This is a genomic window from Maribellus sp. CM-23 (assembly GCF_021354595.1).
Taxonomy (GTDB): Bacteria; Bacteroidota; Bacteroidia; order Bacteroidales; family Prolixibacteraceae; genus Draconibacterium.
Genome location: NZ_JADWYJ010000010.1, coordinates 1 through 16,742, shown reverse-complemented (window position 1 = coordinate 16,742; position 16,742 = coordinate 1). Strand labels below are relative to the sequence as shown.

Annotated in this window: 14 protein-coding genes; 10 read left to right on the top strand and 4 right to left on the bottom strand. The window is 44.7% G+C overall.

Going from position 1 to position 16,742, the window contains the following annotated elements; genetic code table 11:
• Positions 1-98 precede the first annotated feature (98 nt).
• The 7 genes from INQ51_RS22075 to INQ51_RS22780 all read left to right on the top strand — a co-directional run bounded on the left by INQ51_RS22075 (position 99) and on the right by INQ51_RS22780 (position 7,109).
• Positions 99-1,652, top strand: coding sequence for a Gfo/Idh/MocA family protein (locus INQ51_RS22075; RefSeq protein ID WP_233380162.1), 1,554 nt, complete (start codon positions 99-101; stop codon positions 1,650-1,652).
• A 21-nt stretch (positions 1,653-1,673) separates the two neighbouring features.
• Entirely contained in the window at positions 1,674-2,192 is a 519-nt protein-coding gene (locus tag INQ51_RS22070) for a DoxX family protein (RefSeq protein ID WP_233380161.1), read from the top strand.
• Positions 2,193-2,228: 36 nt separating this feature from the next.
• Positions 2,229-3,452 carry an Nramp family divalent metal transporter gene (locus tag INQ51_RS22065; protein WP_233380160.1) on the top strand — a complete coding sequence of 408 codons (1,224 nt, stop codon included), beginning with the start codon at positions 2,229-2,231 and terminating at the stop codon, positions 3,450-3,452.
• 34 nt (positions 3,453-3,486) lie between these two features.
• On the top strand, positions 3,487-4,605 hold the full coding sequence (locus INQ51_RS22060) for a M20 family metallopeptidase (RefSeq protein ID WP_233380159.1): 1,119 nt from the start codon (positions 3,487-3,489) through the stop codon (positions 4,603-4,605).
• An 82-nt stretch (positions 4,606-4,687) separates the two neighbouring features.
• On the top strand, positions 4,688-5,725 hold the full coding sequence (locus tag INQ51_RS22055) for an NAD-dependent epimerase/dehydratase family protein (protein ID WP_233380158.1): 1,038 nt from the start codon (positions 4,688-4,690) through the stop codon (positions 5,723-5,725).
• A gap of 11 nt (positions 5,726-5,736) precedes the next feature.
• Positions 5,737-6,804 (top strand): dihydrodipicolinate synthase family protein, encoded by a 1,068-nt coding sequence (locus INQ51_RS22050; protein WP_233380157.1) that lies wholly within the window; start codon positions 5,737-5,739, stop codon positions 6,802-6,804.
• 8 nt (positions 6,805-6,812) lie between these two features.
• Complete coding sequence (locus INQ51_RS22780; protein WP_410796584.1) at positions 6,813-7,109, top strand: heparan-alpha-glucosaminide N-acetyltransferase domain-containing protein; 297 nt, start codon at positions 6,813-6,815, stop codon at positions 7,107-7,109.
• Positions 7,110-7,248: 139 nt separating this feature from the next.
• Here the strand turns inward: INQ51_RS22780 and INQ51_RS22045 are convergent, their stop codons facing one another.
• From INQ51_RS22045 to INQ51_RS22030, 4 genes are read right to left on the bottom strand one after another with little or no spacing between them, the layout of a single operon-like run.
• Positions 7,249-8,631 (bottom strand): efflux transporter outer membrane subunit, encoded by a 1,383-nt coding sequence (locus tag INQ51_RS22045; protein WP_233380156.1) that lies wholly within the window; start codon positions 8,629-8,631, stop codon positions 7,249-7,251.
• A gap of 25 nt (positions 8,632-8,656) precedes the next feature.
• Complete coding sequence (locus tag INQ51_RS22040; RefSeq protein WP_233380155.1) at positions 8,657-11,806, bottom strand: efflux RND transporter permease subunit; 3,150 nt, start codon at positions 11,804-11,806, stop codon at positions 8,657-8,659.
• Positions 11,807-11,824: 18 nt separating this feature from the next.
• Positions 11,825-13,000 carry an efflux RND transporter periplasmic adaptor subunit gene (locus tag INQ51_RS22035; protein ID WP_233380154.1) on the bottom strand — a complete coding sequence of 392 codons (1,176 nt, stop codon included), beginning with the start codon at positions 12,998-13,000 and terminating at the stop codon, positions 11,825-11,827.
• 24 nt (positions 13,001-13,024) lie between these two features.
• Complete coding sequence (locus tag INQ51_RS22030; RefSeq protein WP_233380153.1) at positions 13,025-13,432, bottom strand: MarR family winged helix-turn-helix transcriptional regulator; 408 nt, start codon at positions 13,430-13,432, stop codon at positions 13,025-13,027.
• Between the two features lie 424 nt (positions 13,433-13,856).
• Between INQ51_RS22030 and modA the strand changes: the two genes are divergently transcribed.
• From modA to modC, 3 genes are read left to right on the top strand one after another with little or no spacing between them, the layout of a single operon-like run.
• The gene (gene modA / locus INQ51_RS22025; RefSeq protein ID WP_233380227.1) at positions 13,857-14,621 is read left to right on the top strand and encodes a molybdate ABC transporter substrate-binding protein; all 765 of its coding nucleotides are present in this window, start codon (positions 13,857-13,859) and stop codon (positions 14,619-14,621) included.
• 6 nt (positions 14,622-14,627) lie between these two features.
• Positions 14,628-15,326: a molybdate ABC transporter permease subunit gene (gene modB / locus INQ51_RS22020; protein ID WP_233380152.1), complete on the top strand. Its 699-nt coding sequence runs from the start codon at positions 14,628-14,630 to the stop codon at positions 15,324-15,326.
• Positions 15,323-16,411: a molybdenum ABC transporter ATP-binding protein gene (modC, locus tag INQ51_RS22015; RefSeq protein WP_233380151.1), complete on the top strand. Its 1,089-nt coding sequence runs from the start codon at positions 15,323-15,325 to the stop codon at positions 16,409-16,411. Before modB ends, modC begins: the two co-directional genes overlap by 4 nt.
• The last annotated feature ends 331 nt before the right edge of the window (positions 16,412-16,742 follow it).

Genomic DNA, 16,742 nt, shown 5'->3' with positions numbered 1-16,742 from the left:
TTGTTAAGTGTTTTACCTTGAGGGTATGAGAGACTGTTTGAGTCAAGCTGGACTTGAACGGTCTCTTATACTATTACTTCAATTAAAAATTGCAGAATATGAAAAAACATGGGGCATCTATTTTCAGACGTGATTTTATTAAGGGGTTGGCAGCAGTTCCGCTTCTTGGTTATTTTGCCTTCGAATTCAAAAATAATATTCCGAAAGGAATAGAAGAGAAAAGTAAAGATTACAAGCAGATATTAAAGATTAGGCAACTGGAGGCACCAGGGGCGAAGTTGCAACGCCCAACGGGTAATAGCGGTAACCGGTTGAGGTTTGGTTTGGTTGGGCATGGCTGGCGAGGTGAGCAACTATTGCATTCATTGGGTTATACTCATCCGGAAGAAGTTGAAAAACAAACGGTAAATGGGAAGTATACCAAACGATTTCAAGAATTTTTAGAGCAAGAAGACTTAAATGTTGAATTTGCAGGAGTTTGCGATACGTTTGATTTGCATGCAAAACGCGGGGTCGAAATTTCGTTAAATGATATTCGGCCTGGAGGAGGTAAAGGAAAGCCAAAACCGGCAAAAATTTACACGACTTATCGGGAAATGATTGAAAGTAACGAGATTGATGCTATTGTAATTTCTACGCCAGATCATACGCATGCCCAGATTGCTATAGACGCTGCTAAAGCGGGCAAGCACGTTTATCTTGAAAAGCCAATGACTCACACTATTGAAGAAGCTGTGGAGTTACGAAATACAATTAAATCTACAGGGGTTATTTTTCAGTTGGGGCATGAGAACAGACAGCAAATGAGTTTTAAAATTGCACGCGAATTATACCAAAAAGGTGTGTTGGGTGATGTTTCAATGGTTCAAACGTATACAAATAGGAATAGCTTAAACGGAGCTTGGATAAGACAACGAAGGTTCGATGCTTTAGGAAATGAGAGTAATATTAATTGGAAAGAATTTTTAGGAAATGCTCCATGGTGCGAATTCGACCCCAAACGATATTTTAACTGGCAGCGATACAGTGATTATGGCACAAGTGTTACCGGGAATGATTTTTCACATAAATATGATGGGGTAAATCAGGTTCTCGATCTTGGAATTCCTGAAATGGTTGTTGCGATGGGGGGACAATATTATTATAAGAATCATGGTGATATGCCTGATGTTATCAATGCCATATTCAGTTATCCTCAACGAGGGCTGACAATGACCTACGATGGTACATTAAAAAGTGGTATATACCGGCAGTCTCATATCTTAGGCTCTGAGGCATCAATGGATGTTGACAGGGCAATTATGTTGTATAAAGATGGTTATTCGGAGCGTTATAAAGATATTGAATCAGACAGTGCTGATCCGATGTATTATTATGAACCCAATGCTGATGTTGATGCTGTTTCTACCGCCACATCAAAGGCATACATAAAAGGAGGTTACGGGCCTACCTTTATTGATGGAAAAGTAATTGATGCAACTTTTTTACATCTTAAAGAGTGGATTGATGCTATCCGTGGTCAAGGTGAAACCAGTTGTAATATTGATGTTGGATTTGAGGAAGCAGTGACCTTTAATCTTGCCAATTTGGCCATCAAACACAATAAAGTGGTGCGATGGGATGCAGAAAGAGAGAAAGTAATTATTGGTTAGTACTGAAACAAATCGAATACCATGATAGAAATAAAAAAAAATAGAATAGAAAATAACTATTCAAATTGGCAGATTTTTGGATTGACTTTTCTGAGAGTTTTAATCGGCTGGCATTTTTTGTATGAAGGGCTGATAAAGGTTTTTACCCCCAATTGGACTGCAGAGTTTTATTTGGCGGGGGCAATTGGTCCTTTGGCACCACTGTTTAGAAGTCTGTCCCGGTCTGAATCACTTCTTGCTTTTGTTGACACGTTAAATATGTGGGGCTTGGTTGTCATCGGATTAGGTTTGTTTATCGGATTATTTTCGAAACCATTAAAGATAGCGGGGATAATTCTTTTGTTGCTTTATTATTTTGCATACCCCCCTCTCGTTGGAGCTGGTATCAACACCCATGCGGAGGGAAGTTATTGGATTGTAAATAAAAATTTAATTGAAATAGCATCTCTCTGTGTGTTGTTTTTATTCCCTTCAAGTCATATCTCCGGAATAGACAGGTTTTTGTCTTACAAAAAGAGTGTGTTGTCATCGAGTCGATAAACAAGGAGGATCATACCTGTTATTATAGGAGAAAAAATGCAAATCAAACTACGTGAATCATTACGGATTATTGGCCCTGGTTTTATAATGGCTTCCGTTGTTTTGGGCCCAGGGAGCATTACCGTTGCCTCACGAATTGGCTCCGAACATGGTTATTCTTTTTTGTGGGTGATTGTGCTGGCTGCTGTTTTTATGATGGTTTATGCCTCCATGGGAACACGTTTTGGCGTGGTAAGCGAAAAATCAGTTTTGGAGGTTATTTCGCGAAGCTACGGACGTTGGTTTGCCGTATTGATTGGCCTGTCTACCTTTTTATCCACTTCGAGCTTTCAATTTGGGAATAATTTGGGGATTGGAATTGGAATGCAGGGAATTACCGGCATTGATGAGCGGGTATGGCCATTGATTTTTACGCCTTTGGCGCTCTTGTTGCTGTTTTGGGCTAAAAACCTGTATAAAGTTCTGGAGAAACTGATGGTGGCGATTGTAATGATCATGATTGTTGCCTTTATGGTGAATCTTATTTTGACTAAGCCGAACCTTGTTTCGGTTGGCATGGGGTTTATTCCACGGACTTTTTCGATCGGTCAGGTTGAAGTTATCGTTGCGTTAATGGCGACATCATTTGCCTTGTCTGCAGCAATCTATCAGGCCTACCTGGCACAGGATAAAGGTTGGAAAAAAGAACAGCTGTCCCGTGGATTGAAAGATACTTTCGCCGGAATTGCTTTTCTATCAACCATCTCAGCGATTATCATAATTACATCGGCTACAGCTTTGAAGCCACGAGGCATTGTGGTTCGCTCGGCAGCAGATATGGCACAGCAAATGGATGCCTTGTTTGGAGGTGTTTCTAAAATTATCTTCAGCTTGGGACTGTGTGCTGCGGCTTTTTCCTCTCTCATGGTCAATGCCGTAATTGGCGGAGGCTTACTGTCTGATAGCTTGGGACTCGGTCGTTCCATGAATGAAAAAATGCCGAAGATCTTTACCGCGATCATTCTTTTACTGGGCATGTTTGTGGCAATTTTCTTTCGCGGAAATGTTATTTATGCTCTGGTTATGGCGCAGGCCTCTTCAATGATGGCTGTACCAGCCATTGCAATTGGCTTACTATTGGTGGTGAACCAGCGAAAACTCATGGGGGCACATCGGAATAGACTGTTGCAGAATGCGATTGCTATTATCGGTCTGATCTGTATTATGGTGATGATTTATTTTATGTATCAGAAATTAGTGCAGTTTTTCAATGTCTTATAATACTCAGAAATCAGAGTGCAGGAAACTGCCTGATGTGGTTCTGTTAACTCAGGAGCTGATTCGCTTTAACACGGTTAATCCGCCAGGCAATGAGGCAGATGCAGCCCGTTACATCGGAAATTTACTTTCCGCCCATGGGTTTCAGGTTGAATACCCTGTTTTTTCAGATAACCGGTTGCATGTTGTGGCCGAAAAAGGACTATCTGCAGGTTATGCCCCAATTGTTCTGTCCGGTCATCTGGATGTTGTCCCGGTTGGAAAAGAAAGCTGGAAGTATGATCCTTTTTTAGGGGTAATCGAAGGAGACAAGATTTATGGTCGTGGAGCAAGCGATATGAAAGGAGGTGTTGCTGCTATGATTTGCGCTGCCATCAACTCCTTTAGGGAGACTAAACCGCTTGGAGGAGTCCGGCTTCTGTTTACCGCTGGAGAAGAACTGGGGTGCCAGGGCGCTGTTCAGTTGGCAAAAACGATAACAAGCCCGGGAAAGGCCAGCGCAATTATAGTTGGGGAGCCAACAGCGAACTTCCCCGCCGTTGGACATAAAGGTGGTTTGTATCTGAATGCATCAGCCCAGGGGAAAACAGCCCATTCTTCCATGCCGGAGCTAGGGGACAATGCGATTTATAAAGTTGCCCGGGCAATTCAGAAGATTGAAAAAATGACATTTGATGTTGAGCCGGATCCTTTGCTTGGCCTGCCAACTGTCAATGTTGGTCGAATGAGCGGGGGAATGAATATCAATTCGGTGCCAGACTATGCTGAGTTTTCCATCGACATTCGTTCAACTGGAAAGATAGGGCATAGTGAGATTCTGGACCGGTTACAGCAGGAGTTGGGATCAGCTATTAAACTGGATGTCCTGGTTGATCTCCCAGCTGTTCGTACGAATGAGCAAGATCCTTTTGCGAAATTGGCAAATGCGGTCTGTCGTTCAAAAGTCAAGGGGATCAGTGGCGTAAAGGCATTGCCCTATTTAACGGATGGCTCGGTTCTTCAACAACTCTACGGAGGAGCTCCAACCATTATTTTGGGCCCCGGAGACCCCAAACAGGCCCATCAAACCAATGAGTATTGTCCCATCGACAAGTTAATACAGGCTGTAGCCATTTACCAGGAAATTATAATCAGAAATGGAGAATTAAATCAATGAAACGGCATGGTTGCAGAAGGACAAAATGAGTCTGGTTAAATTGCCCATGCAAGTTTCATAAAATGACATTCAATTTAAACTTATGAAAAAGTACCCGGATTATTATGAAAATGAAGAAGAGTTGGAGACGGCTCTTTCCAGGCCATCCAGGGAAGTTGTGGAAATGATCAAAAAGCTGGATGGCGATTTGATCTTTCTGGGAGTGGCTGGAAAAATGGGAGTTTCCATGGCTCGGATGGCCAGAGAGGCTTGTTTGCAGGCAGGAATCGAGAAACGAATTATCGGAGTTTCACGCTTTAGTGAGGAGTCGCAACGGCAGTTGCTGGAGGAGAGTGGCATTGAAACCTTGAAAGGCGATTTGTTGGATCTGGATTTTGTCAGGAGCCTTCCGGATGTGAAGAATGTTTACTACCTGGCCGGGACAAAATTTGGCACAACCGGGAACGAATCGGCAACCTGGGCCATGAATGCTTACTTGCCCGGGCTAGTGGCCGATAAATACAAAAACTCAAGAATCGTAGCTTTCTCCACGGGCTGTGTTTACTCACATGTTCATCACCAAAGTGGGGGATCAAAAGAAACAGATGTGCCACAACCTATCGGAGAATATGCTCAGTCGTGCTTAGGACGCGAGCGGCTTTTTGAATTTGGAAGTCTGAAGAACCATACATTTGTTTCGCTGATCCGGCTGTTTTATGCAGTTGAAATGCGCTATGGTGTTTTGGTCGATATCGCCACCAAAGTATTGGAAGAAAAACCAATTGATGTTACCATGGGCTATGTAAATGTGATTTGGCAGGGAGACGCCAATGCCATGATCTTACGGGCCATTGAGCATTGTGAGAGTCCTGCGAAAACCTTGAATATAACAGGCCCTGAATTACTCTCCGTTCGCGAAACTGCGTTAAAATTTGGCGAATTGATGAACAAGAAAGTAACACTGAAAGGAGTTGAAGCAGAGACCGCATTGTTGGGCAATGCAGAAGAATCCTTCAAACGATTTGGCAAACCGGAAGTAGGTATTGACAAACTGATTTACTGGACAGCCCAGTGGGTGTCAGGGAAGCATAAACTTTTGGGGAAGCCAACCCATTTTGAAAACAGAGATGGCAATTACTAAACAACAATACGATGAATTATAGCGAAATACCTAAAGATGTCCTAACCCGCTTTCGACAGGGAGTGGTTATACCGGCACTCCCGTTGGCTTTGAATCAATCGCGGAAATTGGATGAACGACGTCAACGTGCTCTGATGAGGTATTACCTGGATGCGGGTGCAGGAGGAGTGGCCGTAGCAGTTCACACAACCCAGTTTGAAATACGACTACCGAAAATTGGCCTTTTTGAGCCAGTTCTGGAGATTGCTCGGGAGGAATTTGATAGTTTTCAGCACCGAACGCAAAAGCCGGTTATCCGAATTGCCGGGGTTATTGGACGAACAGAACAGGCGGTAGCCGAAGCCCGCTTGGCGCTTAAAAACGGTTTTCATGCTGTTCTGCTAAGTGTGGCTGCTTTTGCTGAAGACTCTAACTTTGCTATTCTTGAGCATTGCCGGGCTGTCGCTGAAGTTATCCCGGTAATTGGTTTCTACCTGCAACCGGCAGTTGGCGGGAGGAAACTGGATGTTGAATTTTGGCGTGAATTTGCGCGCATTGAGAACGTGATCGCAATTAAAATGGCTCCGTTCAATCGTTATCATACCCTGGATGTGGTTCGTGGAGTAGTTGAATCCGGTCGTGCTGATCAGGTTGCTCTTTACACCGGGAATGACGATAATATTGTGGTGGATTTACTGTCGGAGTATCAAATTCCGGTGGACTCAACAATACACGCCAAGCGTGTAGTAGGAGGACTATTGGGACATTGGGCCGTGTGGACCCATGCTGCCGTAAACTTACTGGAAAGTGTTCAGGCCGGCAAGCTGGATCGTGATGTGAAAGAAGCTTTGGTGCTGGCTCATGAGGTAACCGATACGAATGCCGCGTTTTTTGATGTTGCCCATAATTTTGCAGGTTGTATCGTAGGCCTTCACGAGGTTTTACGTCGTCAGGGACTGCTGGAAGGCATCTGGACGCTGGATGAACGGGAAGTTCTTTCTCCGTCGCAGAAAGCTGAAATTGACCGGGTTTATGCGGTCTATCCCCATCTAAATGATGATGAGTTTGTTGCTCAAAACAGGGACAAATGGTTGAGCTGAGAAATTGAATAAATCACTCTTATAACTCGACAAGAATATATGAAAAATGCGAAAGAGTAATTGCTCTCGATGTGTTTCGAGGAGTAGCCATTGCCGCCATGATCATGGTGAACCAACCGGGGAGTTGGGACTTCAGGTATGGACAAATGAGTGATTCTGCTTGGCATTGTTGTACTTTAACTGACCTAATTCTTTCGTTCTTCCTTTTTATTGCTGGAGTAGCCCCTTCTGAAATTGAACAGGAAAATCAGGTGAGAATAAAACGGGTACACCTGCTTTACGAAAGATTATTAAAAAGGCGATGAATGCTATAGGAGTCAGTGGAGAAAGAAATACCGGAGCGAATGAATAATAATAGGATATCTATAGCCCACGGATGAGAATAAAATAAAAAATGGAGCCACTGCATATAGTGGCTCCATTTTTTATTCCGGAAAGCAGATGTTACTTCCACCCGCCGCCTAATGCATGATAAAGGTTTACCACAGCAGTTAGCTGTTGAATGTGGTCGTTTACATTGCTTAACTGGGCATTTAGCAAACTTTGCTGGGCATTTAAAACTTCGGTGTAAGTTGCCGAACCGTAGTTGAGCAGTTCTTTTGTATAATCAACCGATTTTTCAAGTGCTTCCAGTTGTTTTTGGCGAAGCTCGCTTTTTTGTACCGATGCTTCGTAAAGAGAGAGCGCATTGTTCACTTCTTTTCCGGCATTCAGCAAAGTACTGCTGAAATTTGCCAATGCAGCCGCTTGTTGCGCTTTCGCCACTTCGAGACGTGTTTTGTTTTGCCGTTTGTTAAAGATCGGTTGCGTAAGTCCCCCTACAATATTGGCGGCAAACGAGGCCGGGTCAAACAAATCCTTAAATTCCAAGGCTTCAAAACCAGCGTTTGCGGTTAAGGTAACCGAAGGATAGAAATAAGCCCTTGCGTTGTTGGTCATTTCATAGGCACTGATTAAGCCAAATTCAGCCTGCATAACATCGGGGCGGTTGTCGAGCAACTCGGCCGGAACTCCGGTACTCAGGAGTTCGTTGGCTTTTTGGTCTTCCAGTTTACCCCGTGCGATCGGCCCCGGAGTTCTTCCCAGTAAAAGACAAAGCGTATTTTCCGTTTCCCTGATCTGTTGTTCAATATCAGGAATGGTAACTTCAGCCGCATAGCGGGCTGCTTCGCTTTGTACAACAGCTGCACCCGTTACCCGCCCGGTTTCTTTCAGGCTTTTCATGGTCTCAACCAAATTAGCACTGGTTTTTACTGTTTCGTGAGTAATCGCCAGTTTGCTGTCGAGTGCCAGCAGGTTGTAATAGGCCAAAGCAATGTTTGAGATCAGCCGGGTTTTAACCGCATTTTTGGCGGCATCGGTTGCCAGGTAGTCGAAATAGGCCGCCTTTTTTGCACTGTTCAACTTTCCCCAGATATCAACTTCCCAGCTACTTTGTACAATCACCTGCGAGGCGTTGTAACTGGCCGGTCCGTTGGGAGAGGTTGACTTAGAAGTATTGACATAGGTGTGTCCGGCCTGGGCCGACAAAGACGGTAGCAGTGCTGCGCGACTTTGGTTAAAATAGGCTTCCGAAGCATTTACCCGCTGAATGGCTGCTTGTAAATCGAAGTTACTTCTTAGCCCTTCAGCAACGAGGCTGTCGAGCAAGGGATCGTTAAACAGGTCCTGCCAGTTTTCGTTGGCAAGGTTCAGGCTGTCGGGGGCTACTTCGCCCAAAAGCTCGTCAGTATTTGTCTGACTGCGTTGGTAGTGGTTGCTGGTACTGCACGAGAATAGTACAAGCGTTGCCGCAATCGTAAGAATTATATTTTTATATGAATTCATATTCGTTTCATTCTTTACCCCGGAATTAAGCCAGGCTGTTCATTTCTGAGATTTCTGTATTTTTCGGTTTTGCTACTTTTTCCTGAAGAATCTGGAAAACCACAAACATGGCCGGAATTACCAGGATCCCGATCATCGTACCGATAAGCATACCTCCGATTGCTCCGGCACCGATAGAGCGGTTTCCGTTGGCACCAACCCCACTTCCAACGATCAATGGCAGCAAGCCTACAATAAATGCAAACGATGTCATCAGAATGGGGCGGAGTCGGGCAGTAGCTCCTTCAATGGCTGCCTGCACAATGGACATTCCTGACTCTCGCCTTTGCCGGGCAAATTCCACAATCAGGATCGCGTTCTTGGCTAGCAGCCCGATAAGCATGATCAAAGAAATTTGCAGGTAAATGTTGTTTTCCACTCCCATTAATCGGGCAAAAATAAATGCACCCGAAATACCGATGGGCAACGATGTCAAAATAGATAATGGGATAATGTAACTTTCGTACTGGGCCGCCAGGAAGAAGTACACGAAAATCAAACTAAGCATAAAAATAAGGATGGTTTGACTGCCTGCGCTGATTTCTTCACGTGTGATTCCGGAGAATTCATAGTCGTATCCGGCAGGCAGGTGTTCGGCTGCCACTTCTCTGATGGCATCGATTGCTGCTCCCGAACTAAAGCCCGGATTTGGTGCACCGTTCACCGAAATAGCTGTATACATGTTAAAACGGTTGATGCTTTCAGGACCATAAACCCGTGTTAATGTGATAAATTCGGAGATCGGTGCCATCTCGCCGCCAGCAGTTCTTATTTTTATGTTGTTCAAATCATCAGGGTTTCCGCGGAATTCAGCTTCCGACTGAACCATTACACGGTATTGTTTTCCGAAGCGGTTAAAATCAGACGCGTAGTAACCTCCAATGTAGCCCTGCATGGCCGAAAGTACCGAACTTACCTGAATTCCCGACCGCATACAGCGTGCCGCATCAACATCAATCCGGTATTGCGGGAACCCGGTGTTAAAGGTAGTACGGGCATACTGTATCTCCGGACGCTGGTTCAGCGCTCCCAAAAATTCATTGGATATTTTCTCAAACTGATGAATGTCTCCACCGGTTTTGTCTTCCAGTTTCAATTCAAAACCACCTGTTACACTAAACCCGGGAACCATTGGTGGCGAGAATATAATAATTCGTGCATCCTTGATCTGGGAAGTGAGCATGTACATTTTCTGAATAACACTGTTCAGGTCTTCCCCTTTTCCTTTTCGTTCTTCAAATGATTTCAGGTTGGCAATCACCATTCCGTACGGACTGCCTGAACCTCCCATAAAAGAGAAGCCGGTTACCACGGTCCGCGATGTTATTTCAGGCACAGTTTCAATAATTCTGTCAATCTCTTTGGCCACTTCAAGTGTTCGTTCGGCAGAAGTGGCAGGAGGCATGGCAATGTCCACAAACATACGTCCAGTGTCTTCGCTTGGCACAAAACCGGTTGGTGTGGTTTTCATTAAGAATACCAGTACCCCAACAAAAACGACAATCATTCCTGAAGCCAGCCATTTATGATGAATAAAGAACCCGGTCACTTTTTTGTATTTCAGGGTCATGGTGTCAAAGGCTGTATTGAAGGATGTGGCAAAGCGTTTTGTCAATCCTTTCTTTCCTTTCATTTCTTCTTCGTGCGGTTTCAGGAAAATAGCACAAAGGGCAGGACTAAGCGTTAGCGCATTAACTGCCGATAAAATGATCGCCACTGTTAACGTGATCCCAAACTGTCGGAAGAAAACACCCGTAGTACCGGTGATAAAGGTTACCGGCACAAACACCGCTCCCATAACCAGGGTAATCGAAATAATGGCAGTGGAAATTTCGCTCATAGCAGAAATAGCTGCTGCTTTGGGTGTCATTTTTCCCTTGTCGAGTTTGGCGTGAACAGCTTCCACCACCACAATGGCATCATCAACTACAATCCCGATGGCAAGTACCAGCGCAAACAGAGTAAGCAGGTTAATACTGAATCCGAAAAGGTTCAGGAAAAAGAAAGTACCAATGATCGATACCGGAACTGCAATCGCCGGAATAAGTGTAGCCCGGAAGTTTTGCAGGAACACAAATACCACAATAAATACCAGGATAAATGCTTCGAGTAAGGTGTGAAGCACTTTTGAAATAGAGGCATCCAGGAAGTCGTTGGTGTTCATTAGTACCACATATTCAATTCCGGGAGGGAAAGTTTCGGAGGCATCTTCCAGCACCTTTTCAACTTCCATAATTACTTCGCGTGCATTGGAACCGGCCGATTGAAAAATGGCCATACCAATACCCGGTTTTCCCTGGGTGTGGGTATCAACATTGTAACTCAGCGAACCCATTTCCACACGGGCTACATCGCGCAGGCGAAGCACATTACCATCGTCGTCGGCTTTGATAACGATGTTTTCAAATTCTTCGGGTTGCGTTAGTTTTCCTTTGTAGCGTATTACGTATTCGTAACTCTGGTCGTTTTGCTGTCCAAAACGTCCGGGAGCTGCTTCCAGGTTTTGTGCATTCAATGCAGCGGTAATGTCCGACGGAATTAAGTTATAACTCGCCATTACATCGGGTTTGAGCCAGACTCTCATCGAGTAATCTTTTGCTCCAAACACCATGGCTTCACCCACTCCGTTTACACGCTGTACCTGTGGCAACAGGTTAATCTTCGAATAATTCTGAAGAAAGGTTTCATCGTATTCGCCATTTGGGCTGTACAACGAGAACACCATTAACATGTTGTTTTGCCGTTTGGCGGTGATCACCCCCGCTCTTGTTACTTCGGCGGGCAAAAGGGCATTGGCCCTGGCCACACGGTTCTGAACGTTTACCGCCGCCATGTCAGGATCGGTACCCTGCTTGAAATAAACTTCGATAGCAGCCATTCCTGAGTTACTGGCAGTAGAGTTCATGTAAATCATGTCTTCCACCCCGTTAATCTGTTCTTCCAGCGGAATAACCACGCTGTTCAAAACGGTTTGGGCATCGGCACCGGTATAGTTGGCCGACACGCGGATGGTTGGCGGAGCAATGTCAGGATATTGCTCAATCGGAAGGGTGACAATTCCCAGTACTCCGAGAATTACCAATATTATTGAAATGACCGTTGATAGTACCGGCCGTTCTATGAATGTTCTAAACATAGTAATCGAGTATTAAGATTAGTTACCTGAAGCCTGATTGTTTGAAGCTGTTGCCTGCTGGTTGTCCAATTTGGGTTTGATTTCCATCCCGTCGCGAAGCGTGGCAACTCCTTCGGTAACAATTTTGTCGCCGGGTTTCAGCCCCGCGGTAACAACGTATTCTTCTTTCAGGTTACCAGCAATGGTTTGAATCGCTGTGTTTACCACTTTGTTCTCGTTGTTCACCACGTAAACAAAATGCGTCCCCTGAATTTCGAAAGTGGCCTTTTGCGGCACAGTAATAACCGAGCGGTGAATTTCGGGTAAACGTACCCGGCCGCTGCCACCCGAGCGGAGATCGCCTTCCGGATTTGAGAATGAAGCACGGATATTTACGGCTCCCGTTTGCTGGTCAACAATACCGCTGGCTGTTTCAATCTTACCTTTAATATTGTATACCGAATTATCGGGTAACACCAGTTCCACCTCAGGCAGTTTTGCCAGTTTCTCGCGGGTGTTGCTTCCTTCCAGGAATTTTGTCATCTGCAGAAAGTCCTTTTCATTCATCGAAAAGTAAGCCTGCATCGATGAGGTATTTGAAACCGTTGTTAAAGGCTGTGAAATACTGCTGCTTACCAGGCTGCCCACACGGTAAGGGAAATTCCCGATGATTCCGTTGGTTGGGCTGGTAATAACGGTGTACTGTAAATTGGCTTTCGAATTGGCCAGGTTGGCTTTTGCTTGTGCCAGTTGTGCTTCGGCCGATTTAAGACTGGTTTCAACCGACTCCAGTTCAAAGCTGCTGATAATGTTCTTTTCTACCAGAGGTTTTGTTTTGTCAACGTTGATTTTAGCGGTAGCTACCAGCGATTCGGCCACTTTTACCTGGGCCTCTGCCGAGCGAACCTGCGCTTGAATGTCGTTGGCGTTGAGTTTGAATAGAACCTGGCCTTTTTTTACATGGTCTCCTTCATCCACCAGGATGCTTTCAATGTATCCGGCTACTCGTGGTCGAATTTCCACGGTTTGTTCCCCTTGCAGTGTGGTGGGGAAATCCTGGAAGAGCGTGATGTCGCGGGGCGAGAGCTCCATTACCTTTAGTTCTCTCACCTGGCCGGCCATCCCGGCTGGCCCTTTTGGGGCGTTCGAACACGAGTATGCTGCGATTAATACTGCCAGGATACTCAAATTTCTAAATTGCTTAATTGTTTTCATGCTTTTGTTGTATAATTTTCTGAGTTACTTTTTACAAACTTCGATATTCGAAAAGAGGTCGATCTGCCCGGTGTTTTTTTGAATTTTCTCGATGACCGTATGGAAAACCTCTTTTTCTTTCTCGGTTATTCCGACCATCAAGTCATCCGACACTTTACGTGCTACTCCTTTTAACTGTTCCAAAACCTCCCTGCCTTTTTCGGTCATAATCAGAATTTTCTTTCGTTTGTCTGCATCGTCGGTTTTGCGATCAACATACGAATCCTCAATCAAGGTATTCACATGGCGCAAAATCAACGATTTGTCTTTCTGAAAATGATTGGCCAGATCTTGCTGTGTCAAATCATCTTTGTGATCGATCAGGTTAAGCACGAAAAATTGTTCCATGCTTACATCTATATGGTTTTCCCTGAAGCTTTCCTTTAGCTTCATTCGCATTAAATTAAATGTTCTACCTAATAAATAGGTAATTGGCTTTTCTGTTTTCATTTCCATTGCTAAATCAGGTCGCAAAATAAAGCAGATGGTTGCAAAAGTCAACTAATTTTGTGTTTTGTTTTGTTAAAAAGTAACTTTTTTTAAATAAGAATTTGTGCATCAGTTATTTGGAATGTTTCTTAAATGTTAAGTAATTCAGACAAGAAGGTGTCTTATTCGTGCCCTGTTTCTATTCACACACAAAAACTTGCAGCAATGTTTTGGGACAAAAACCGGTTTTTTAATGGAAGCTTGCACTCGGTTGTAAATTTTTCGAGGTTGATAACAGGAAAAACACGGAGCCAATCCATACGGACAATTGTTTGATTGCTTAGTTTTACAAGGCAAAAGTTGGTGCAATGTAAATTAGTGACTTGTGATGAAGTATTTAAGCTGGATATTCATATCAGTTGTTCTGTTGGCTTCCTGCGGACATAAAAAAACAAAAGAGAAGAGAGAGCTGGTGGTGTTTTGTGCTTCCAGTTTAACCGATGTGGTTTCTGATATCTGTGCCGAATTTGAGAAGGAAACTGGCCGGGAAGTCAAATTGAATCTGGCATCGTCGGGTACTTTGGCCCGGCAGATCGATCATGGAGCAGCACCTTCCCTTTTTATATCGGCCAATAAAAAATGGCTCGACTACCTGGACGATCTGGGTAAGACCATTCCGGGAACCAGTAAAAAAGTAGCCGCTAATAAGATGGTATTGGTGGCTCCTGTCAATAGCGAAATTGAGCCGTTTGTTTTTACGCCGGATGTGAAACTTCCCGAAGTTTTCAAAGGACGTATTTCCATTGGCGATCCGCAACACGTACCGGCAGGAGCATACGCGGTTCAGATATTTGAGAAGCTGAATTGTGAAAAGGAACTGGAGTCCCGCTTTCTTCCTGCCAAAGATGTCCGTTCGGCATTAATGGTCGTAGAGTTGGGGGAAGTGGAAGCCGGGGTAGTATATAAAACGGATGCGCTGAAATCAGCCAAGGTTAAAATCCTGACCGAGTTTCCCGATTCGCTGCACAAGCCCGTGAATTACTACATGGCTGTTGTAAAAGGCAGCGAAAATGAAAATTCTCTCCAACTATATAATTATATTGTGTCCGAAAAAGCACTCCCGGTTTGGGAGAAATACGGATTTATTCAATAAACAGGATTGAACAACCTTTTTTCATATTCATCATCCGAAATAACAGCCATTGAACTTTCGCTGAAGGTAGCCGTACTTTGTACGATTGCAGTGTTGCCGGTAGCCGTTTTTACAGGTTGGCTGCTGGCTCGCAAAAATTTTGTGGGGAAAGCAGCGGTGGAAGGCTTTCTGCACCTGCCGCTTGTATTACCTCCGGTAACCACCGGTTATCTGTTGTTAGTGCTTTTGGGCAGAAACGGCTGGATCGGATCTTTCTTTTACGAACATTGGGGCATTCAGATTGCTTTTTCTTTCCCCGCGGCAGTAATTGCGGCCGTGGTGGTTTCCTTTCCTTTGGTAACACGTTCAATCCGGCTTTCCATCGAGCTGGTAGATCGAAATTATGAGGAAGCCGCCCGAACGTTAGGAGCTTCCGGTCTCCGAGTTTTTTTCAGTATTACTCTGCCGCTGGCACTTCCGGGTGTGATCAGTGGAGCTATTCTTGCTTTTGCCCGCAGTCTGGGCGAGTTTGGCGCAACCATCTCTTTTGCTGGTAATATATCCGGCGAGACGCAAACCTTGCCGCTGGCCATTTTCTCGGCCATGCAGGTCCCCGGACAGGAATCGTCGACACTGAGGTTGGTTGTTGTTTCGGTACTGTTGTCGCTGGCGGCTATGATTGGTGCAGAGTATTTAAACCGTCGGATTTTAAAAAGAAGGGTATGAGTAAAATGCTGAAATTCGACATAAGGCTGCAGCGAAAAGAATTCCTGCTTGATGTGCAGGCGACGGTGAACAATGGAATCACCGGTGTTTACGGACCTTCGGGGCATGGCAAGTCGAGTTTGCTGAATTCAATAGCCGGCTTGGTAAAACCGGATGCCGGCTGCATAACCATTCGGGATGAAAAGGTTTTTAATTCGGAGCAAAAGATCAATCTCCCGGTGCAAAAGCGAAACGTTGGCTATGTTTTTCAGGATATCAGGTTATTTCCACACCTCACTATTGAAAAGAACCTGAAGTACGGTATTAAAAAAGGAACCAATGCTGAGATCAATTTCAACGAATTGGTGGATATCCTTAATGTAAGCCATCTGCTGGCGAAGAAACCCTCGGAGTGTTCGGGAGGGGAGAAGCAGCGGATAGCCATTGGCCGTGCTTTGTTAAGCGGAGCCCGTATTCTTTTAATGGATGAGCCATTCTCGGCCGTGGATGTAAACCTGCGCAACAATATTATTCCCTTTTTAAAAGCGATCAATCTGCGTTTTCACATACCAATGTTGGTGGTCAGTCACGATTTGCCCGACCTGTTAAGTCTTACCAGCGATCTTTTACTATTAAAAGAAGGCAAGGTAAAAGCACTGGGGCGTTTCCAGGATCTGATTCTGGATGAATCAAATCTCGACATGGTGAAAGGTGCGGGCTTATACAATGTATTTGATTTGTGTGTTGTCGAGACTTTGCCTTTGCGGAGCATGGTTTTGTTGCAAAGCCGTACCAGCGACTTCCAGGTACAGGTATTACAGCAAATGCTGAGTGGGGAAGTGAAGGAAGGCGTGCCGGTAAAAGTCCTGATAAGACCCGAAGACATCTCCATTTCTCTTCACGCTATCCCTCAGATTTCATTGCGCAACCAGATAAAAGGGAGAATTGACAAGATCTTTTCACGTAACGGGCTTTCTTTTTGTATGGTAGATGCGGGGGAGAAAGTGCTGGTGGAGATCACGGAAGCCTCGCGGGAAAACATGGAGCTGGAAGAGGGTACAACGGTTTACTGCCTGTTTAAATCGGCCGCTTTAAAAATCTTCTGAAAAAAGTTGATGGGTTACGGGGCTGAGGTTCAAAAGATTGGTTGTTAAGGGCAAGAAAAGCCTTGATTTTTGAGGTTAAAAAGTTTGGAAAGCCGGAAACCTTGTTTACTTTTGCAGCCGCTTTACGAGCGAGACGTTCACTGAGGGAATGAAAGATTAGGAACAGGTGATGGAGCATCAGTTAAGTTTTGGATAGAATGGGAATACCGATAGGTTGACCCGGGGAATAAAAAACTTTGAAAAAAAAGCTTCAAAAATTTGGAGTAAAAGAAAAGATGTCTACCTTTGCCGCCGCTTTCACAGAAAGCAAAGTTCTTAACGCGACTGAGAG

Excerpts from the sequence above, each read along its gene's own strand:
- INQ51_RS22075 (WP_233380162.1), top strand. The coding sequence starts at position 99 with ATGAAAAAACATGGGGCATCTATTTTCAGACGTGATTTTATTAAGGGG.
- INQ51_RS22070 (WP_233380161.1), top strand. The coding sequence starts at position 1,674 with ATGATAGAAATAAAAAAAAATAGAATAGAAAATAACTATTCAAATTGG.
- INQ51_RS22065 (WP_233380160.1), top strand. The coding sequence starts at position 2,229 with ATGCAAATCAAACTACGTGAATCATTACGGATTATTGGCCCTGGTTTT.
- INQ51_RS22055 (WP_233380158.1), top strand. The coding sequence starts at position 4,688 with ATGAAAAAGTACCCGGATTATTATGAAAATGAAGAAGAGTTGGAGACG.
- INQ51_RS22050 (WP_233380157.1), top strand. The coding sequence starts at position 5,737 with ATGAATTATAGCGAAATACCTAAAGATGTCCTAACCCGCTTTCGACAG.
- INQ51_RS22045 (WP_233380156.1), bottom strand. The coding sequence starts at position 8,631 with ATGAATTCATATAAAAATATAATTCTTACGATTGCGGCAACGCTTGTA.
- INQ51_RS22040 (WP_233380155.1), bottom strand. The coding sequence starts at position 11,806 with ATGTTTAGAACATTCATAGAACGGCCGGTACTATCAACGGTCATTTCA.
- INQ51_RS22035 (WP_233380154.1), bottom strand. The coding sequence starts at position 13,000 with ATGAAAACAATTAAGCAATTTAGAAATTTGAGTATCCTGGCAGTATTA.
- INQ51_RS22030 (WP_233380153.1), bottom strand. The coding sequence starts at position 13,432 with ATGAAGCTAAAGGAAAGCTTCAGGGAAAACCATATAGATGTAAGCATG.
- modA (WP_233380227.1), top strand. The coding sequence starts at position 13,857 with ATGAAGTATTTAAGCTGGATATTCATATCAGTTGTTCTGTTGGCTTCC.
- modC (WP_233380151.1), top strand. The coding sequence starts at position 15,323 with ATGAGTAAAATGCTGAAATTCGACATAAGGCTGCAGCGAAAAGAATTC.